Below are 17,752 nucleotides of genomic sequence, written 5' to 3' on the forward strand. Positions count from 1 at the left end.
ACCCCGCATGGCCACGAATATCCTGATGCCCGCCCTGTCTCCCACCATGGAGGAAGGCACGCTCGCGCGCTGGCTCAAGAAGGAGGGCGACGCGGTGAAGTCCGGCGACATCCTCGCCGAGATCGAGACCGACAAGGCCACGATGGAGTTCGAGGCCGTGGACGAAGGGGTCCTGGGCCGCATCCTCGTGGCCGAGGGGACCGAGGGCGTGAAGGTGAACGCCCCCATCGCTGTCCTCCTGGCCGATGGCGAGAGCGCCGACGCCGCGCCCGCCGGCGGCGGTCTCGGCAACGCCAGCCCCGAGGACGGCGCGAACCTCGCGCAGGCCCCGACGGCCGGGACCCCCGGCACCGGCGACTCGCCCACCACGGTCGAGAAGAAGATGCCGAACTCCTCGGCCGAGGCTCCCGTCCCCGCGACGCCCGTCTCGCCCGTCGCCCAGGGCCCCAGCGGCCAGTGGTCCGCCGAGCAGCTGTCCGACGTGCCCGCCGGCACGGCCACCAAGACGATGACCGTCCGCGAAGCCCTGCGCGAAGCCATGTCCGAGGAAATGCGCCGCGACGAGACGGTCTTCCTCATGGGCGAGGAAGTCGGCGAGTATCAGGGCGCCTACAAGATCAGCCAGGGAATGCTGGACGAGTTCGGCGCCCGCCGCGTGATCGACACGCCGATCACCGAGCACGGCTTCGCGGGCATCGCCGTCGGCGCGGCCTTCGGCGGCCTCAAGCCCATCGTCGAGTTCATGACCTTCAACTTCGCCATGCAGGCGATGGACCACCTCATCAACTCGGCGGCCAAGACGCTCTACATGTCGGGCGGCCAGATGGGCTGCCCCATCGTCTTCCGCGGCCCCAACGGCGCCGCCGCCCGCGTGGCCGCCCAGCACAGCCAGGACTTCGCCGCCTGGTTCATGCAGGTCCCCGGCCTGCGCGTGGTGATGCCCTACTCCGCCTCGGACGCGAAGGGCCTGATGAAGACCGCGATCCGCGACCCCAACCCGGTCATCTTCCTCGAGAACGAGATCCTCTACGGACGCTCCTTCGAAGTGCCGGACCTGGAGGACTTCACCATCCCCTTCGGCAAGGCCAAGGTCGAGCGGGTGGGGCAGCACGTGACCCTCGTGAGCTTCGGCATCGGCATGACCTACGCGCTCCAGGCCGCCGAGGAACTGGCGAAGGAGGGCATCGAGGCCGAGGTCATCAACCTCCGGTCCCTGCGCCCCATGGACCTGCCCACGGTCATCGAGTCGGTCAAGAAGACCAACCGCTGCGTGACCATCGAGGAGGGCTGGCCGCAGGGCTCGGTGGGCAGCTACATCGGCAGCCAGATCATGCAGCAGGCCTTCGACCACCTCGACGCCCCGGTGATCTCGCTCACGGGCAAGGACGTGCCGATGCCCTACGCCGCCAACCTCGAAAAGCTCGCGCTCGTCACCGTGCCCGAGGTGATCGAGGCCGTTCGCCACGTCACCTACCGCTGAGGACGCCCCAGATGCCCACGCAGATCCTCATGCCCGCGCTGTCGCCCACCATGGAGGAAGGCACCCTCGCCCGCTGGCTCGTGAAGGAGGGCGACACGGTCAAGTCCGGCGACGTGATGGCCGAGATCGAGACCGACAAGGCCACCATGGAGTTCGAGGCCGTCGACGAAGGCGTCATCGGCCAGATCCTCGTCGGTGCCGGAACCGAGGGGGTGAAGGTCAACACGCCCATCGCCGTCCTTCTCGCGGAAGGCGAGGACGCCTCGGCCGCCGCATCAACGGACGGCTCCTCCCCGGCCTCGGCCGTGGACGCGGGCGCGAACCCGCCCTCGAGCGCACCCGACCCCTCCGGGGCGATCGCCGACTACTCGCTGGGCCCCGTGCCCGAGCGGACGGGGAACGCGCCGGCCGGCCTTCTCGACTCCGCGGCGGCCAAGGTGGAGACGCCCACGACCTCCGCCGCTCCGGCCCAGTCCGCCCATGGCGGCCGGGTCTTCGCCTCGCCCCTCGCGCGCCGCATCGCGCAGGACAAGGGCCTCGACCTTTCGCAGGTGAAGGGCAGCGGCCCGAACGGCCGCATCGTCAAGGCCGACGTCGAGGGCGCCCAGCCCGCGCCCAAGGCCGCCCCGGCCCCGCAGCCCGCGCCCGTCGGCGCGGCGCCCGCCCCGGCACCCAAACCCGAGGCGCCCAAGGCTGCCGCCGCGCCGGCCCCCTCTGCCGACGCCATTCTTCGCATGTACGAGGGCCGCGACTACGAGGAGGTCAAGCTCGACGGGATGCGCCGGACGATCGCCGCGCGCCTGACCGAGGCCAAGCAGACCATTCCACACTTCTATCTGCGTCGCGACATCCGACTCGACGCGCTGCTGGCGTTCCGCACCCAGCTCAATGGCGCGCTGGAGGCCCGCAAGGTCAAGCTCTCGGTCAACGACTTCGTCATCAAGGCCTGCGCGCTGGCGCTCCAGCAGGTGCCCGAGGCCAACGCCATCTGGGCGGGCGACCGGATCGTCAAGCTCAAGCCCTCGGATGTGGCGGTGGCCGTGGCCATCGAAGGGGGCCTCTTCACGCCGGTCCTCAAGGACGCGCACCTCAAGTCGTTGTCGGCCCTGTCCGCCGAGATGAAGGACTTGGCCGCCCGAGCGCGTATCAAGAAGCTCGCCCCGCACGAATACCAGGGCGGCAGCTTCGCTATCTCGAACCTCGGGATGTTCGGGATCGACAACTTCGACGCGGTCATCAACCCGCCGCATGGCGCGATCCTCGCGGTTGGCGCAGGGGTGAAGAAGCCCGTCGTCGGCGCGAACGACCAGATCGAGATCGCGACGATCATGTCGGTGACGCTCTCGGTCGATCACCGCGTCATCGACGGGGCGCTGGGCGCACAACTCCTCCAAGCCATCAAGGACAATCTGGAGAACCCGGTCGCGATGCTGGCATAATTGCGCGGTGTCCCGTCGCTGTGACGGGACACCGCCAAGCCTACCTGAGACCTGCCCTTCCGAAGACTCTGCTCGAAGGAACCGTTCATGTGCAGGCCCCTCGTCGCACTCGCAGCCGCCGCTTGCCTGACGGCCTGCGGGTCCTCGGCGCCGATCGCCGGACTTCCAACCGGCCTCGCCGCCCCGACGCCGTCCGAAGTCGCCGGGGTGGGCCTGCCGCCGCGTGGCGACGCCCTCACCTACCTATGCGCCGACGGGACGGTCGTGCAGGCTGACTATCCCGACCGGGACGACGTGGATCGCTTGGGCAACACCGCGCGGCTGCGGATCAATGGGGAGAATGTCCGCATGATCCCGGCAGTTTCGGCCAGCGGTGCCCGCTATATCGGCGGCGGATTGCAATGGTGGACGCGGGGCCTCACCATCGCGTCCCTCGCCCCGCTCGGGCCGGGCGAAAGCCTCGCCTCGGCTCCGGGCACCGAGTGCCGCGCCAGCGGCTGAAGGTCACTCGCCGGGAACCCGGTGGTCCATGGCCATGGCCGGCTGGGCGCATCCGGCTTCGCCCACGATCTTGGCGGGCACGCCAGCCACCGTCTTGCAGGGCGGCACGTCATGGAGCACCACGCTGCCCGCCGCGATGCGGGAACAATGGCCGATCCGGATGTTGCCCAAGACGTGCGCCCCCGCTCCGATCAGCACGCCGTCGCCGATTTTGGGATGGCGGTCGCCGTCCGTCTTGCCGGTGCCGCCCAGCGTCACCGAATGCAGCATCGAGACGTTGTCACCCACTACCGCCGTCTCGCCGATGACGATGGAATGGGCATGGTCGATCATGATCCCTTTGCCGATCCGGGCCGCCGGATGGATGTCGACGCCGAAGACCTCGGACACGCGCATCTGAAAGAAGTAGGCCATGTCCCGCCGGCCTTGGGTCCAGAGGTGATGCGCCACCCGATAGGCCTGCACCGCTTGGAAGCCCTTGAAATACAACATGGGCTGCAGGAACGTGTTGCAGGCAGGATCCCGATCGTTGATGGCCACGATGTCGGCGCGGGCAGCCTGCGCGATGCCGGGTTCGTCGGCCAAGGCTTCGTCGACGATCTCGCGCAGGATCTGCCCCGACATCTCGGGGGAGCTGAGCTTCATGGCGATCCTGTAAGCCAACGCCCGCTCGAAGGTCGGGTGATGAAGGACGCTCGAATGCACCAGGCCGCCCAGCAGGGGCTCGCCCGAAACGGCAGCTTCGCCCTCGAGCCGGATGCGCGACCAGACGGGATCGAGCTCGGCTACTTGCAGTTTCGGTGTCGCCATGACGGTGATCTCCCTCGCTCCGGCGGGACCCTAGCGCAGATAGGGGGCGGGAGCCATCGTGGAAGGATGAGGCTCCCGCTCGCTTGCACGCAAGGCGGATTTTTTCTCGCTGGCGATCAGGTCGGAAGATCGATCGTCCTTGCCGGCCCGGAACCGAAACGGTCGGACACCTGGGCGACCTCCGCAAGCACGGGTCCTACCCCGTCCTGAGCCTGCATCGCGGCCGAGTAGGTCCAGGTCGGGATGGAGGTGTCCAACTCGCGCAGCACCGTCTCGCCGCGCAGCAGACGCAGGCGGTAGGCCTCCCGCTCCTCGCCCAGCGGCACCTCGGGGCCCGACCAGGAGTCGCTGTCGATCCGGGTGCGCCGGACCCAGGACAGCACGACACCATCCGGCGAGCGGCGGGCGCGTAGATGGCAGACGGGATAAGGGCGGAGCCCTGTCCCCTGGAAAGCCACCGACATGTGCCGCCAGGAAGGATCAGAGGAAAGACGTCCCGCCGGACCCCAGCGGTAGTGGCGGAGCCCATTGCGCCAGCCAGCAGGAAACGGCCATTGGGTCACTGCACCGTCGAGCAGGACGAAGCGCGAGCCGGCAGGCCAGATCGGCGGCATGACCCCGTCCGTGCCGCCCTGCCCGCGCAGCCGCAGCTTTAGGTCCCAGGTCCGGGGCGCCACCAGCTCGGCTTCGGCGAACTGAAGGATTTCCCAGTTCCCCGGGGAGCCGTCGCCGACGGCCGCGGCCGCCGCTCCGCCCAGGACCCGCTCGGGTCCCACGGAGGCGAGTGTCCCGCTGACCAACCGGACGCGCAGGGCCGGCCCGCGGTCCCATATCCCCGGCGGGGCCGCCGAAAGCGACGTGAGGGTGATCCCGACCGTGGCGGGCGCCGGCTGGGTCAGGACCGTCCGGTAATCGGCGTCGGTGTCGCTCGACCGCAGCAGGACCGGGCCCGGCCAGCGAGTGGCCGCGAAGGCCACATGCGGCGCATGTGCGACCTCGTCCCCCGACAGGAGTGGGAGGTCGAGGAACAGCGCCTCGACCGGCGCGGGGACAGCGAAGGGGCGCGGCGGGCGAGAGGCATCCTCGGTGTCGGGAACCGACCACAGGCCGGGCTCGACGCGCAGGGCCTCGATCGTTCGGGCGCCCGTCTCCTCGACCCGGTCGATGCGCCAGGAGGCCCCGTCCAGCCGGATCGCGTCACCCGGCCCCAGATGTGCCTGCGAGGGCGGCAGCGCCAAGCGAAGGGCGTCGCGGGCGACACGCGACTCCTGCAGCCAGCGCTCGGCCAGGGCCGTCCCTTCCTCGCGAAGGAGCACGAGGGGCAGAGCGTTGCGCGACAGCGTGGGCCGGTCGTCGTCCGGAAGGCGGACCTCGGCCGATACGCTGGCGTAGTCGCCGCCGTGTTCCAGGAAGCCGACCTCCACTCGGCCGGCCAGTTCGGCCTCGGGCGCGCGGATGCGGGTGACCGTCGCTCCGGCCCGCGGGTCGTGGACCATCGCGGCCGGGTCCAACTCGGTTCCTGCCATCCCGGAGCGGCTGCGGAAGACGAGCCGCCCGTCGCGCTCGGCTGCGTCGAAGCCATGGGCGAGCATCAGGGGCTGGAGCGCCTCGCGCGCGGTGCCGGGCGCCTCGATCAGCATCCCGCGCAGGAGGCCGTGAAGGTGCGCGGTGTCGGGTTCGGGCGCGCCGCTGTCGCGGCAGATCTCCTGCACCACCGAGGCCAGGTCGCGCGCCGACGTGCGACCGTTGAGCCAGTGGCCGCGATGATAGTTGATCCCGTCGCCCCAGAGATCGTTCCTCGCCGGGAAGGCCGGAAAGGGTCGCGCGTCCCAGGCCCAGGCATGGGCCCGGTCCATGTCGACCATCGGCCCCCCATAGTGCGGCGAGACCGGGTTGTTGGCCGGGTCCGACCAGTGCCGGAACAGCGCGCGGAAGTAGCATTGCTGGATCAGGTCGTCACGGCGCCCGTTCGAGAAATGGGGGAGGACGGACTCGGACGACTTGGGGTCGAGGAACCTGTTCGGCTCGTTCGTGGCCTTGTCGAGCGTGGCGCAGCCGATCTCGGTGAACCAGATGGGTTTGGAGAGGGGAACCCAGGCGGTCGGGCTGGCCGACCGGAGGCCGTTCACCCGGTCGTGGTGGGGGTTGGACCACCAGGACTTCAGGTCCTTGAGCCGCCAGATCCAGGGCTCGCCCTGCCCGTCCGCGATCGGAGTCCGGCGCTGTGCGGCACGGTCGGCGGCAGAGGCGTAGAACCAGTCGTGAAGCTCGCCCCCCGCGACGTTGGCGGCGAGGTAGTCGATGGAATGGATATCGCCCCAGGGGGCGTCGAGATGGTCCGTCCCGTCCCGCCAGTCCGACAAGGGCATGTAGTTGTCGATCCCGATCACGTCGATCGCCGGATCGGCCCAGAGCGGGTCGAGGTGGAACACCTTGTCGGAGGTCCCCGGCGGCTGGTGGCCGTGGTATTCGGACCAGTCGGCGGCGTAGGTGATCTTCGCGCCGGGCAGGATCGCCTTCACCTCGCGGGCGAGGCGACGCAGCGCCTCGACGGCCGGGTAGCCTTGGGGACCCCGGATGAAGGTCAGCTCGCGCATCTCCGTGCCGATGTAGAAGGCCTCCACGCCCCCGGCTGCGGCGCAGAGATGGGCGTAGTGCAGGATCATGCGGCGGAAGGACCACTCGGCTGGACCGCTGTAGGCGACACCGGTGGTCTGGGGCGCGAAGTGGTCGGGGCGGGCCTCGCCGAAGAAGGCGGCCACCTCGGCCTCGGCATGGGCGGTGCCGTCCGGGGAGCCGGGGCGGCCGGGCGCGACCGACAGCGTGATCCGGCCGCGCCAGGGCAGCGCGGGCTGCGAAGCGCCGCCGTAGGGATCGGGGAGCGCATCGCCCGCAAGCTGGTCCATCAGGAGAAAGGGGTAGAAGACGACCGCCTTCCCGCGCCGCCTGATCTCGCGGATGGCCTCGGTCACCGAGGCGTCGGTGGGCGTGCCGCCGTAGACGGGGCGGTGCCCCTCGCGCGGGACAAGCGTGGCTTGGGCACGGGTCACGCCCGAGACGGACCAGGGCATCCCCTCGCCGTCGGCCTCGTGGCTCTCGACCTTGGGTTCGACCCGGCAGTGGCCGGCGCGGAGGTCGTTCCCGAACCAGCAGGCCACGAGGCTGACCGACTGGAGGCGCGGGAGCTCCGTGCAGAGCTGGTCGAGCGAGACGAGGAGGTCGGGGCGGCCCTGTGGCGTGGAGATGTTGGCCGGGCGGCGGTCGGCAAAGCCGTGATCGAGATAGACCGGCGTGGTGGCCAGCGCGTATTCGCCCGTGCCGGGGATAAGTGCCACGCCGCGCAGGAGGCGGGCGATGTCCTCGGCCTGATCGTCGGGTCGCTCGGGCGCGGGGCGGAAGACCTCGAAGGAGAGCTGGGGGACGCGGTTGCCGAAACGGCCGAGGGGCAGGTCCTCGATGACGACGTAGGCGATGCCACGGAAGGCGGGGACGCGCCCTGCCCCCTCGACCGCCTCCAGGCGCGGGTCGGGAAGCTGGTCCTCGGTCCCTTGGTAGACCGAGAGCTGGAGGTCGGTCGTGGCGATCTCGGTCCCGTCCGCCCAGATGCGGCCCACCCCGGTGATCTCGCCCTCGCAGAGCGCAATGGCGAGCGAGACGGTGTAGCCGTAGCTCGTGACCTCGGGCTGCGGGGCGCCCTTGCCGCCCGCGCCTTCCGTCGTCGCGGTCTCGCGGAAGCGGGTGGCCCAGATGACCTGGCCCGCGAGCCGCACCGCGCCGTGGACGCGGGCGACAGGCGCGCCCTCGGAGGCCCCCGTGAGGCGGAAGCGGTCGATGCGGCCGGTCTCGACAGGGGCGCTGCCCGCGCCGAGAACCCGCTCGTCGATGGCCCGGCCCAGCATGGCACCGGCGGCACGGCCCAGCATGGCGGAGGACAGGCCCAGGACCGAACCTCCGATGGAGCCGCCCAGCGCCATGCCGGCGGCGGATAGGACGAGGGTGGCCATCTAGCGGGCTCCTTCGAGGTCGAAGCGGGCCACGATGCGGGCGGCCCAGGGGGCGGAGAGCGGGGATTCGACGACGCCGTGACCGCTCAGGGAGTGGATGAAGGCAGCGGGCGCGGACAGGATGCCGAGGTGCTTGGCCACGGCGCTCTCGCGCATGCGGAAGAGGAGGAGGTCGCCGGGCTGGCCGCGACCGGGCAGAAGGAGCCGCGCGGCGGCGGCCCAGAGCCGCTCCTCGCCCTGCGGCTCGGACCAGTCGGGGCTGTAGGGCGGGACGGGGGCGGGCTCAGTCCCGTGGACCTCGCGCCAGACGCCGCGGATCAGGCCCAGGCAGTCGCAGCCGGCGCCCTTGGCCGAGGCCTGGTGGAGATAGGGGGTGCCGATCCAGAGGCGGGCGGCGGCGACGATGCGCGGTTCGGGGCGGCTCATCTCAGCGGCCCTCCGTCGTTGGCGCCCGAGGGGACCGGTACGGACAGGAGCCAGTCCTCGCCGGGGATGAAGGGGAAGCCGCGGAAGTTGACGAGGTTGCCGAACTTGAGGCGGCAGGTGTCGGCCCGCTTGTCGCAGCCGAGCTCCAGGCGCAGACGGTCTGCGGGGGCAAGCGGCGCGCGCAGCGGCGACCAGAGGGCGAGGAGACGGGTGTCGCCTTCCATGCGGTCGTCGCGGATGACGCCGGACAGGCCCCGTGCCGCTCCGGTCAGGACGGACAGGCGGCCGTGCCGGAACCAACCCGGCGGCAGAGACAGGCCCGAAAGACGGAACGTCTGGCCGTCGGTGGCGCCGCAGTCGGCGGCTACCGCGATGGCGGCCAGGTCGAACCGGCAGGCGGCGTCGCCCAGGGCCGCGCCGCAGGTGGTCTGGTAGAGGCGGCCCAAGGGGCGGTTCAGCGCCTCGGTCAGGCCGCGCAGCTCGGCGTGGAAGGCGCGGCCCTCCCGCCGGATCTCGCCCAGCGTGCCACGGAAGCGCAGCTCGCGCTGGGCGGGGTCGGACCAGTTGACGTGCCAGAGGCGGACGGCGGCTTCGTCGTAGCGCCCGGCGTCGATGTCGCTGTCCGTGATCGCGTCCGAGGACAGGGTGCCCATCGCCTCGGCGTTGTCCACGGAAAGGCCGGTGCCCTGCACGGTGGCGCTGGCCGTCAGGCCGGAGTCGGGGCGGAAGTCGATGCCTTCGAAGTGCAGAGGGAGGTCGTGGTCGGTGAAGCCGAGCGTCACGCCGTCCCTGCGGGTGACGGCCCAGCAGCGGGCGACGGTGGTGGCACCCGTGGCGAGGTGGTCGCGGAGGCTCATGCGCGCACCTCGATCACCGGGACCGAGGGAACCTCGCCCGCCTGGAAGTTGGAGACCTGCACGCGGATCGCGTCATTGTCGAAGCGGACGGGGACATCGAACTCGAAGCCCGCGGTGACGGCGGTCCCGGCGACGGGGGCGGTCGCGAAGGTCACGCGGCCCCCGTCGAGCGTCCAGTCGTGCCGCTCGGTCCCGGCGACGGCGACGCGAAGGGTGCTTGCGACCGGGTGGGTGATCGGGCGCCAGTGGGTCGTGCCGCCCGAGGCGTAGGCCTTGCGGAGCTGGAAATCGCGAGTGGTCCCGTCACCCTGCCCGATCGGCTGGTCGAGGGGGCCCGGCGTGGCCGAGGGCGCGCAGGACTTGTGGTCGGCCCAGTCCTTCCAGCGGAAGCCGTGGAGCTGGCCGCCGCGCGCCTCGAAGAACGCGAGGAGGTCGTGGAGGTCGTCGAGCGAGCGCAGGCCCAGCCCCGCGTCGTAGCGGCGTCGCGACTGGGACCAGGGGGCGTTGCGCTCCTCGTGGCCGTTGGCGAGGGTGACGATCTCGACCCGGCGCTCGGGGCCGCCCAGGGCGCCGAAGCTGAGGGATGCGGGGAAGCAGATGTCGTGGAAGGCCATGGGGTCCTCAGCGATTGCGGGCGCCGCGGCCCAGGAGCCGCGTCATCTCGGCGGCGATCTGGCCCTGGCTGCGGCGGAAGCCTGCGACGTCAGGCGTCGCGATGTGGATGGTGACGTGGACGGCACGGCCCGATTCGGCGCGCACACCCAGGCGGCCGTCGGGACCGCGCGTCAGGGGCATGATCGCCTCGGGGCCGGCCTCGCCCATCAGGCCGGTGGCGCCGCGCATCGGGAAGGTCGTGGCCCGGCTGACGACCCCGCCCTTGGCGAAGGGCATCACGCGGCCCTGACTGAACGGCGCTCCCTGGGCGAAGGGTGCGAGCGGCCCCATGATCGCGCCGAGCCCCTGGGCGAGCATCCCGCCCATCTGGTCGGTCACGGGTTTCATCGCGGCCTTGTAGACAGTGTCGATCATGGCGCGGCCTACGGTGCGGAGCGCGTCGGACAGGCGGTCGCCGTCGATCACCAGGCCCGCGATGGCGCGGCGCAGGCCGCCGGCGAAGCCCTTCTCCAGCCCGCTCAGGTCACGAGAGGTGGTGCCCAGCGAATCGCGGACGCGGGCCAGCTCGGCCGCGAAGGCGCTCGCGCTGCGGGTCGCGTCGGTCAGGGGGGCGTCGTCGTCGTCGAAGTCGAAGAGGCTCATGGGGTGGGTCCTTGGTCGGGGTGCCGGGCCGCGAGTTCCCGGAAGCGGGCGCGGCCCATGGGGAGCGGGCAATGGTCAAGGCCAAGCATCAGGGACAGCTCGGCGGGAGTGAGGGCCCAGAACTCTGCCGGCCGGAGGCGGAGGGTCTGGAGGCCCGCGCGCAGGAGCGCGGGCCAGTCGAAGGGGGCGCTCATTCGGGGATCGCGAAGGCGCGGGCCAGAAGCTCGGCGGCCTTCTGGACGGCGCCGAGCGGGCCGCCCGCGATCTCGGCGGCCAGCAGCTCCGGCGCGGTCACGTTCCAGCCGCCGCCCCGCAAGCCCGCCACGATCAGCCCCAGCACGTCGCGGGACGAGATGTCTCCGGCCTCGAAGCGGGCGACGAGCGCCACGAGGGTGTCGTCGCCCAGGGTCGCCTCCAGCTCCGCGAGGGCACCGAGAGTGAGCCGGGCGGTGCGGGGGACGCCGTCGATGACGATCTCGACCTCGCCGGCATGGGGGTTCGGCATGGCTCAGGCCCCCGCGAAGGTGAGTTGCCCGGCCGAGGCCAACGCCAGTTCGTAGGTCGCCTCGCCGTCGTGGGTGCCCGCGTATTCGAGCGTGGTGATCTGGAACGGACCCTGGATCGTGCCGAAGTCGGGAACGATCACCTGCGCCTGCGGGATCTGGCCCCCGAAGAAGAGCGAGCGCAGGCGAGCGTCGGTCGCGGCGTCCTTGAACACGCCGTTGCCCGAGAGCGCGGCCGAGCGGACGCCCGCGCCGGCCAGCAACTCGCGCCAGCCGCCGGGGCTGTCGAGGCTGGTCACGTCCACCGTCTCGGCGTTGAAGGCGATCCGGGTGGCGCGGAGGCCCGCGACGGTTTCGAACCGGCCGCTGCCGTCCATGTCGATCTTGATGAGAAGGTCCTTGCCGGCCTGAGCGGGCATCTTGGGGTCTCCTTACGAGGGGATGTCCGCGTCGTCCTCGACGCGGAGGCGGAAGATGAGGTCGATCTGGCGCGTCTCGCCCGAGCCGATCCGGCGGGCCTGGGCGCGCAGGAAGCGGGAGCTGACCACCCGCCCGCGCGGGAGCGTCAGGGGATGGTCGGTGAGCGCGTCCGAGACGGCGCTGGCGGCGGCCTTGGCGGCCGAGAAGCCTGCCCCGTCGGTGACGACGCTGACGGCGACGTCGTGCTCGCTGCCCCGCCCCGTCGCGTCGGAGCGGTCGCGGACGACCTCGGGGCCGAGGGCGACGTAGAGCGTGGGCAGGAGCCCGGGCGGCACCTGGTCGTAGATGTCGGGGCCGACGAGCGCCTGGAGCGGCGGGTAGCTGGTGAGCCGCTGGTAGATCGCGGCCTGGAGGCCCTGCGAGAGCGCATAGGTCACAGCGCGCCCTCCTCGGTGGCGAGGCAGAGGAGGAAGCGGCCGGTGGCGTCCGCGAGGCTGACCGAGCGGATCGGGTAGGCATTGGCCCCGTCACGGAAGCGCTGGCCGACGAGGGGGCGCGAGGGGGCGCCAAGGGGGGCGCCGCGCACGGTGATCTTCAGCGGCAGGCGCGTCTCGGCTCCGGCGGGCTGGGCGACGGTGCTGGCGGTGCCCGGATCGACCTCGGCCCAGAGCGTGCCGAGGGCGGTCCAGCCCTTGTGGTAGCCGCCCGCGCCGTCGGGGGTCCGGGTCGGATGCTCCAGCACGAGGCGGCGGTTGAGGCGGGGCGCGCTCATGCGAAGGCCCCCAGGCGGACGGGCCGCCAGCGGTCGATGAGGGCCGTGACGCCGAAGGGCATGCAGCCCGCGCCCAGCGCCGTCTCGTGGCGGTATTCGTGGTAGTGGGCCGCGAGCATCAGGACCGCCTGTGCAAGGTCGGCGGGCACGTCCTCCCAGGCGGGACCGAAGCCCGCGTCGAAGGTGACGCGCGCCGCGCCGCCCTGCGGGATCGCGGGAAGGCTGCCCAGCGCGGCGAGGCTGGTGCGCGAGCCGTCGCCCAGGAGGCGCAGGAAGGTGAGCGGCACGGGCACCTCGACGCCCTCGGCGCCGAGGAGCGCGACCTCATGGAGCGCCGTGGCAGGGCCGACCGGCAGGGGCTGGCGGTCGGACGCGCGCCAGGCGGAGAGCGTCAGGGCGAAGCGCCGGGTCAGCAGCGCCTTGCCCGTCCGGCCCTCGATGGTGGCGATGGCGGCGCGCAGGAAGCCCGCGAGCAGCGCGTCCTGCACGTCGTCGTCGGAGAACCCCGTCCCGAGGCGCAGGTGCTCTCTCAGGCGGGCGACGGGGAGCGCGGAGTCGGGCGCCTCCGTCAGTTCGACCAGGTTCATCGGAAAACCTTTCGCGTGGGGTCGGGGATTGGGGCCGTCGCGGAGGACGGCCCCGAAATTGTTTGATTCGGGGATCAGCTCGCGGCGAAGCGGAGGAGCTTGATCGCGGCGAAGTCGATCACGCCGCCGCCCACGCGCTTGGTCGCGTAGAAGAGGACGTGGGGCTTGGCGCTGTAGGGGTCGCGCAGGACGCGCAGGTCGGGGCGTTCCGCGATCGTGTAGCCGGCCGTGAAGTCGCCGAAGGCGATGGCCATGGCGTTGCCGGCGATGTCGGGCATGTCCTCGCAGATCAGGACACGGTAGCCCATCAGGCGCGCGGGCTCTCCGGCGGTCAGGCCGTCGGACCAGAGGAAGCGGCCGTCGGCGTCCTTGAGCTTGCGCAGCACGCCGGTGGTGCGCGAGTTCATCACGAAGCAGGCGCGCGGGCGGTACTGGGCGCCCAGCGCGTAGACGAGGTCCACGATCGGGTCGATGGTCGTGAGAGCGCCGGCCGCCCCCGTGGGCACGTAGCCGATGTTGCCCCAGGTCCAGGTGCCGTTCGGGACGGTGGCGTAGCTCAGGATGCCGCGCGGCTTGTCCACGCCGTTGCCGGTCACGAAGGCCGCGGATTCGGCGCGGGCGAAGCGCTCGGCGATGCGGCCGGCGAGCCAGGCCTCCACGTCGAAGGCGGCGTCGTCGAGGAGCCGCTGCGAGGCCTTGGGCTGGGCGGCGAGTTCATGGAGCGGGATGTTGATCTTCTCGAGGACGCCGGTCGCGGTCTCGGTGGCCCCGGCCGTCTCGGTGGCCCAGCCCGCGCCCAGCTCGCCCCGGTCGATCAGGATGTCGAGGCTGGCGTTCTCGACCGCGACCACGCTGGCGATGGAGCGCAGCGAGGCGGTGGAGACGAGGATCTGGCGGATGCTTTCGGCGGCCTGGGGCGAGATCAGCACGCCCCCGTCGACGGCGACGGCGGTGGAGAGCGCCTTGCCCTCGAGCGCGAGGCCGCGCAGGGCCACGTCATCGCCCGAGCGGAGGTAGGCGTCGAAGGCCTTCTGATGCGGAGCCTCGAAGGCTTCGGCGGCCAGCATCGGGCGGTGGGCGGCGTGGGTCATCTTGGCGGAAAGCTTGGTCATGCGGTCCTCTTGGGCTTGCAGCTTGGTGGAAACTTCGGTGGCGAAGGCGTTGAACTCGTGGAGGAAGGCGCTGGTGGCGGCCTTCACCTCGGGCGACGGGGACAGATCTTCCCCGGCCCGGGACAGCGTCTCGGGAGCAGTCATGCGTGGGTCCTTTTCAGGGTTGGGGTTCGGGGCTGGGGTCAGCCCATGAGGCGGGCGCGGGCCTGGGCCACCGCCGCCGTCATTTCGTGGAGGAGCGCCAAGTCGGCGCCCTTCGCGGCGAGGCGGGCCTCGCGCAGCATGGGGAAGGTCACCAGGGAGACTTCCCAGAGCTCGACCTCGTGGAGGCGGCGTCGGCCCTGGCTGTCCTTGGTGGCCCGGACGGTCCGGTAGCCGATGGACAGGCCGTCGATGGCGCCGGCGCGGATCAGCGCGGCGGCTTCGCGGCCCCTCGCGACCTCGGGCAGGAGGCGGCCCTTGACCCGGAGGCCACGGGCGTCCTCGCGCACCTCCTCCCAGAGCCCGATGGGCTCGGACGGGTCGTGCTGCCAGAGCATCTTCACGGAGTCTCCGTGGGTTGCGAGGCGTTCCAGAGATTTTGCGTAAGCTCCGCGCTCCATGATGTCGCCGCCCTGGTCGGGGAGGCCGAAGAGCGAGGCGTAGCCTTCGATGGTCAGGCCATCGTCCTGAACGGTCAGGTCCGTCAGCGGCCGGGTGAACTTGGTCTCCATGATGTCCTTCAGGGCAGATGGCTGAGGAGAGGCTGGACGGCCTGGGCGAGGATCACCCCCACCACGCCGTAGACGGTGAGCCAGAGGCGCTTCTCCAGCCGCTCCATCATCGCCTCGATCTTGCCGAGGGCTTGGTGGAGCTGGGCGAACTGGAGCTCGGCCAGGCGCTCGTGGTTCTCGATGCGCAGGCCGGGGGCGCAGAGGAAGGCGCGGGGCTCATGTCCCATCGGGGGCCTCCGCGGGGGGCAGGCCGAGGAGGCGGCGCTTCTCGGACGGGGACAGGAAGGCCGCCCCGGCGATGCGCCGCCATTGCGAGTCGCGCTCGGCCGCCAGCGCCGGGATCTGGTCGAGGTCGGGGGCGAGCGTGATCCGTTCTCCGGTGAAGTCCGACAGCCAGTCGCTGATCGCGGAGGTGACGCGGGTGGCGAGCGGCAGGACCGTGAGGCGGACAAAGGCGCGGTTCGCCTCCTGGTAGTTGGCGTAGGTCGCGTCGCCGGGGATGCCCAGGATCATGGGCGGCACCCCGAAAGCGATGGCGATCTCGCGGGCGGCGGACTCCTTGGTCTTCTGGAACTCCATGTCCGAGGGGCTGAAGCCCATCGGCTTCCAGTCGAGCCCGCCTTCGAGGAGCATCGGTCGGCCGGCGTTGCGGGCGCCCTGGTGCTGGGCCTCCATCTCGCTCACCAGACGGTCGAACTGGTCGGGGGCGAGCGTGCCGCCGTTCGGGCCGTTGTAGACGATGGCGCCCGAGGGGCGGGCGGCGTTCTCCAGGAGGGCCAGCGACCAGCGTGAGGCGCCGTTGTGGACCTCGATGGCGGTGGCGGCGGCCTGGAGCGCCGACAGGCCATAGTGGTCGTCCTGCGGGTGAAAGCTTTTGACGTGGCAGACGGCGCGGGCGGGGAAGCGGTGCTTGCGGCCGCCCACGGCGTAGTCGTAGGCCACGGGCCAGCCGTCCTCGCCCGGCACGACCGACATGCGGTCGGAGCGCAGGACGTGAAGCTCCTGCGGGAGCCCCTCCTCGGCCACGGCCTCGACGTAGCCGTTCCCCGTGAGGAGGAGCTGGCCGTAGAGCGACTCAAGCAGCTCGGCGCGGCCCTGCGCGGGGTTGGGCCGCGCGATGAGGTCGAGGACCGGGTGCGCGTCGTAGCGGGTCGCGTGGTCCTGCAGGACCAGCGGCAGCGCGGCGGCGGCCTCGGCGATCAGGCGGACGGCGCGGAAGCCCACGGGGTTGCGGGCGAAGCCCTGTTGCGTGAGCTGGGCCGTGTCGCGGGCCGCATGCGCCGGGCGGCCCGTCGCGCCGGGCGAGGCGACCAGTTGGCCCGCCGCCGAGGCCTTGGCCTCGGGGACGGCCGCGGGGACCGGCCGCGGCCCGGCAGGGGTCCCTCTGGGGGTGAACTTCAGGAAGTCGAACATCTGTCTTTCTGTCTCCTCGGGCCGGGATCGCGGCTCGTGCGACCAAGGTGCCCTGCAAAGGTTAATCGTTTCTGATAGCACCGAACGGTCCCCCCCTGTTTCGCGCAACACCCCCTAGAGGCCTCGGATTCCAGGGTTTTTCCAGGATTCGGAGGGGGCGAGGACCGATTCGTGGATCGCCCAGACCAGCGCGTCGAGCCGGTCGGGCGAACCTTTTCCGTGCCAGCCGGTGACGCTCATGCGGGTCATCTGATCCTCCAGAAGCCGCAGGTCGGCAGAGCGGAGGTGGTGGACGCGGCCCTGCTCGTAGAGGGCGGCGACGGGCTCGGCGCGGATCTCCTTGCCGTGGCGGGCGTGGACGCGCGTCACGGGCAGGTGCGGGTCGATGCCGCGCAGGATCGTCTCGACCATGGCGCCGCCCTGGTTGACCTCGGCCACCACGCGCGAGGCGTTGTGGCGGCGCGCGGCGGCGACGGTGGCGCGGCCCCAGACCTCGGGCGAGGCGCCCTGCACCGTCGCGTCCTCCAGCACCACCGCGCGCCAGTCGGCGGGGGCGCCCTGCGTCACGGCACCCACGACGACGATGCCGGTCGAATCGGAGCGCTTGCCCGTCGAGACGGCGGGATCGACGGCGACCACCACCCGGTCGAAGCGGGGCGCGAAGTCGATGCGGGCCGATTCGAGCATCGCGTCGGTCCAGAGCATCCCCTCGGAGTCGTCGAGCAGGAGTCCGTCGATCTCCTGCCGCCCGAGGCGGGTGTTGCCGTAGAGGGTCTGGACCTGTTCAAGGAAGGCGGGCGCGAGATGGGCGCGGTTGGCGCGGGTCGTGGCATGCGTCCGCACCGTGCCCGGCCGTTCCAGAAGCGCGCGCAGGAGCGGCGTCGGGCGCGGGGTGGTCGTGACCACGCAGCGGGGGTCTTGTCCGAGGCGGAGAGCGAACTGGAGCTGGTCCCAGGCGGATTCGGCCTTCTTCCACTTGGCCAACTCGTCGGCCCAGGCGGCGTCGAACTGGGGGCCGCGAAGCGCCTCGGGCTCGTGGGCCGAGAAGAGCTGGGCGGTTGCGCCGTTGGGCCATTCGAGCATCCGGCGCGTGGCGTGCCAGCGGGGTCGGCGGTCGGGCGGCGCGCAGGCCAGGAGGCCCGAATCGCCGAAGACCATGACCTCGCGGGCCTGGTCGATGGTCTCGGCCAGCAGAGCCACGCGGCGGGCGCGGCCGGGGGCGCTGGGGCGGGGCCCTTCGACCATGGAGCGGACCCATTCGGCCCCGGCGCGCGTCTTGCCCGCGCCGCGCCCGCCCAGGATGACCCAGGTGCGCCAGTCGCCGGGCGGCGGAAGCTGGTGGGAATGGGCCCAGAAGGCGAAGAGATAGGGAAGCGCCGCGAGGTTGCGCTCTGGCAGCGCGGCGAGCGTCCGCTGGATCAGGTCGGGGTCCTGCCGGGCAAGCCAGCGGGCGTCGAA

Annotated in this window: 20 protein-coding genes; 3 read left to right on the forward strand and 17 right to left on the reverse strand. The window is 71.6% G+C overall.

Translation table 11 applies throughout. The annotated features are described in order from the left end of the window. Positions 1-7: 7 nt before the first annotated feature. The 3 genes from FHG71_RS06015 (at position 8) to FHG71_RS06025 (ending at position 3,420) form a co-directional block, all read left to right on the forward strand. Positions 8-1,480, forward strand: coding sequence for a pyruvate dehydrogenase complex E1 component subunit beta (locus FHG71_RS06015; protein WP_139080717.1), 1,473 nt, complete (start codon positions 8-10; stop codon positions 1,478-1,480). 11 nt (positions 1,481-1,491) lie between these two features. Further along, a complete protein-coding gene (locus FHG71_RS06020; RefSeq protein WP_139080718.1) occupies positions 1,492-2,919 on the forward strand; it encodes a pyruvate dehydrogenase complex dihydrolipoamide acetyltransferase in 1,428 nt (475 codons plus the stop codon). A gap of 87 nt (positions 2,920-3,006) precedes the next feature. Then, positions 3,007-3,420, forward strand: coding sequence for an MliC family protein (locus tag FHG71_RS06025; protein WP_139080719.1), 414 nt, complete (start codon positions 3,007-3,009; stop codon positions 3,418-3,420). A 3-nt stretch (positions 3,421-3,423) separates the two neighbouring features. Here FHG71_RS06025 and cysE read toward each other — a convergent pair whose 3' ends face one another. From cysE to FHG71_RS06110, 17 genes are all read right to left on the reverse strand, one after another. Beyond that, entirely contained in the window at positions 3,424-4,230 is an 807-nt protein-coding gene (cysE, locus tag FHG71_RS06030; protein WP_139080720.1) for a serine O-acetyltransferase, read from the reverse strand. A gap of 116 nt (positions 4,231-4,346) precedes the next feature. Next, positions 4,347-8,234 carry a baseplate multidomain protein megatron gene (locus tag FHG71_RS06035; protein WP_139080721.1) on the reverse strand — a complete coding sequence of 1,296 codons (3,888 nt, stop codon included), beginning with the start codon at positions 8,232-8,234 and terminating at the stop codon, positions 4,347-4,349. Next, entirely contained in the window at positions 8,235-8,660 is a 426-nt protein-coding gene (locus FHG71_RS06040) for an NlpC/P60 family protein (RefSeq protein ID WP_139080722.1), read from the reverse strand. Continuing rightward, positions 8,657-9,517: a DUF2163 domain-containing protein gene (locus FHG71_RS06045; protein WP_139080723.1), complete on the reverse strand. Its 861-nt coding sequence runs from the start codon at positions 9,515-9,517 to the stop codon at positions 8,657-8,659. Before FHG71_RS06045 ends, FHG71_RS06040 begins: the two co-directional genes overlap by 4 nt. Further along, positions 9,514-10,131: a DUF2460 domain-containing protein gene (locus FHG71_RS06050; RefSeq protein ID WP_139080724.1), complete on the reverse strand. Its 618-nt coding sequence runs from the start codon at positions 10,129-10,131 to the stop codon at positions 9,514-9,516. The genes FHG71_RS06045 and FHG71_RS06050 overlap by 4 nt, the downstream gene beginning before the upstream one ends. 7 nt (positions 10,132-10,138) lie before the next feature. After that, entirely contained in the window at positions 10,139-10,774 is a 636-nt protein-coding gene (locus FHG71_RS06055; RefSeq protein WP_139080725.1) for a phage tail tape measure protein, read from the reverse strand. Continuing rightward, positions 10,771-10,968 (reverse strand): rcc01693 family protein, encoded by a 198-nt coding sequence (locus FHG71_RS06060; protein WP_139080726.1) that lies wholly within the window; start codon positions 10,966-10,968, stop codon positions 10,771-10,773. Before FHG71_RS06060 ends, FHG71_RS06055 begins: the two co-directional genes overlap by 4 nt. After that, entirely contained in the window at positions 10,965-11,279 is a 315-nt protein-coding gene (locus FHG71_RS06065; protein ID WP_139080727.1) for a gene transfer agent family protein, read from the reverse strand. Before FHG71_RS06065 ends, FHG71_RS06060 begins: the two co-directional genes overlap by 4 nt. A 3-nt stretch (positions 11,280-11,282) precedes the next feature. Next, positions 11,283-11,696 carry a phage major tail protein, TP901-1 family gene (locus tag FHG71_RS06070; protein ID WP_139080728.1) on the reverse strand — a complete coding sequence of 138 codons (414 nt, stop codon included), beginning with the start codon at positions 11,694-11,696 and terminating at the stop codon, positions 11,283-11,285. A gap of 12 nt (positions 11,697-11,708) precedes the next feature. Further along, on the reverse strand, positions 11,709-12,134 hold the full coding sequence (locus FHG71_RS06075; protein ID WP_139080729.1) for a DUF3168 domain-containing protein: 426 nt from the start codon (positions 12,132-12,134) through the stop codon (positions 11,709-11,711). After that, positions 12,131-12,469, reverse strand: coding sequence for a head-tail adaptor protein (locus FHG71_RS06080; protein WP_139080730.1), 339 nt, complete (start codon positions 12,467-12,469; stop codon positions 12,131-12,133). Before FHG71_RS06080 ends, FHG71_RS06075 begins: the two co-directional genes overlap by 4 nt. Then, positions 12,466-13,056, reverse strand: coding sequence for a head-tail connector protein (locus FHG71_RS06085; RefSeq protein WP_139080731.1), 591 nt, complete (start codon positions 13,054-13,056; stop codon positions 12,466-12,468). Before FHG71_RS06085 ends, FHG71_RS06080 begins: the two co-directional genes overlap by 4 nt. 74 nt (positions 13,057-13,130) lie before the next feature. After that, positions 13,131-14,312, reverse strand: a complete 1,182-nt coding sequence (locus FHG71_RS06090) for a phage major capsid protein (protein ID WP_139080732.1) — start codon at positions 14,310-14,312, stop codon at positions 13,131-13,133. 38 nt (positions 14,313-14,350) lie between these two features. Beyond that, positions 14,351-14,881: an HK97 family phage prohead protease gene (locus FHG71_RS06095; RefSeq protein WP_139080733.1), complete on the reverse strand. Its 531-nt coding sequence runs from the start codon at positions 14,879-14,881 to the stop codon at positions 14,351-14,353. A gap of 8 nt (positions 14,882-14,889) precedes the next feature. Then, complete coding sequence (locus FHG71_RS06100) at positions 14,890-15,108, reverse strand: GTA head formation protein, RCAP_rcc01685 family (protein ID WP_139080734.1); 219 nt, start codon at positions 15,106-15,108, stop codon at positions 14,890-14,892. Then, positions 15,098-16,294: a phage portal protein gene (locus FHG71_RS06105; protein WP_139080735.1), complete on the reverse strand. Its 1,197-nt coding sequence runs from the start codon at positions 16,292-16,294 to the stop codon at positions 15,098-15,100. The genes FHG71_RS06100 and FHG71_RS06105 overlap by 11 nt, the downstream gene beginning before the upstream one ends. 114 nt (positions 16,295-16,408) lie before the next feature. After that, on the reverse strand, positions 16,409-17,713 hold the full coding sequence (locus FHG71_RS06110; protein ID WP_425467332.1) for a DNA-packaging protein: 1,305 nt from the start codon (positions 17,711-17,713) through the stop codon (positions 16,409-16,411). Positions 17,714-17,752 lie beyond the last annotated feature (39 nt).

The sequence above is a fragment of the Rubellimicrobium roseum genome, from assembly GCF_006152145.1.
GTDB classification, from domain to species: domain Bacteria; phylum Pseudomonadota; class Alphaproteobacteria; order Rhodobacterales; family Rhodobacteraceae; genus Rubellimicrobium; species Rubellimicrobium roseum.

What these genes read in the sequence shown, in the direction of transcription:
- FHG71_RS06015 (WP_139080717.1), top strand. Translation starts at nt 8, where the DNA reads ATGGCCACGAATATCCTGATGCCCGCCCTGTCTCCCACCATGGAGGAA.
- FHG71_RS06020 (WP_139080718.1), top strand. Translation starts at nt 1,492, where the DNA reads ATGCCCACGCAGATCCTCATGCCCGCGCTGTCGCCCACCATGGAGGAA.
- FHG71_RS06025 (WP_139080719.1), top strand. Translation starts at nt 3,007, where the DNA reads ATGTGCAGGCCCCTCGTCGCACTCGCAGCCGCCGCTTGCCTGACGGCC.
- cysE (WP_139080720.1), bottom strand. Translation starts at nt 4,230, where the DNA reads ATGGCGACACCGAAACTGCAAGTAGCCGAGCTCGATCCCGTCTGGTCG.
- FHG71_RS06035 (WP_139080721.1), bottom strand. Translation starts at nt 8,234, where the DNA reads ATGGCCACCCTCGTCCTATCCGCCGCCGGCATGGCGCTGGGCGGCTCC.
- FHG71_RS06040 (WP_139080722.1), bottom strand. Translation starts at nt 8,660, where the DNA reads ATGAGCCGCCCCGAACCGCGCATCGTCGCCGCCGCCCGCCTCTGGATC.
- FHG71_RS06045 (WP_139080723.1), bottom strand. Translation starts at nt 9,517, where the DNA reads ATGAGCCTCCGCGACCACCTCGCCACGGGTGCCACCACCGTCGCCCGC.
- FHG71_RS06050 (WP_139080724.1), bottom strand. Translation starts at nt 10,131, where the DNA reads ATGGCCTTCCACGACATCTGCTTCCCCGCATCCCTCAGCTTCGGCGCC.
- FHG71_RS06055 (WP_139080725.1), bottom strand. Translation starts at nt 10,774, where the DNA reads ATGAGCCTCTTCGACTTCGACGACGACGACGCCCCCCTGACCGACGCG.
- FHG71_RS06060 (WP_139080726.1), bottom strand. Translation starts at nt 10,968, where the DNA reads ATGAGCGCCCCCTTCGACTGGCCCGCGCTCCTGCGCGCGGGCCTCCAG.
- FHG71_RS06065 (WP_139080727.1), bottom strand. Translation starts at nt 11,279, where the DNA reads ATGCCGAACCCCCATGCCGGCGAGGTCGAGATCGTCATCGACGGCGTC.
- FHG71_RS06070 (WP_139080728.1), bottom strand. Translation starts at nt 11,696, where the DNA reads ATGCCCGCTCAGGCCGGCAAGGACCTTCTCATCAAGATCGACATGGAC.
- FHG71_RS06080 (WP_139080730.1), bottom strand. Translation starts at nt 12,469, where the DNA reads ATGAGCGCGCCCCGCCTCAACCGCCGCCTCGTGCTGGAGCATCCGACC.
- FHG71_RS06085 (WP_139080731.1), bottom strand. Translation starts at nt 13,056, where the DNA reads ATGAACCTGGTCGAACTGACGGAGGCGCCCGACTCCGCGCTCCCCGTC.
- FHG71_RS06090 (WP_139080732.1), bottom strand. Translation starts at nt 14,312, where the DNA reads ATGACTGCTCCCGAGACGCTGTCCCGGGCCGGGGAAGATCTGTCCCCG.
- FHG71_RS06095 (WP_139080733.1), bottom strand. Translation starts at nt 14,881, where the DNA reads ATGGAGACCAAGTTCACCCGGCCGCTGACGGACCTGACCGTTCAGGAC.
- FHG71_RS06100 (WP_139080734.1), bottom strand. Translation starts at nt 15,108, where the DNA reads ATGGGACATGAGCCCCGCGCCTTCCTCTGCGCCCCCGGCCTGCGCATC.
- FHG71_RS06105 (WP_139080735.1), bottom strand. Translation starts at nt 16,294, where the DNA reads ATGTTCGACTTCCTGAAGTTCACCCCCAGAGGGACCCCTGCCGGGCCG.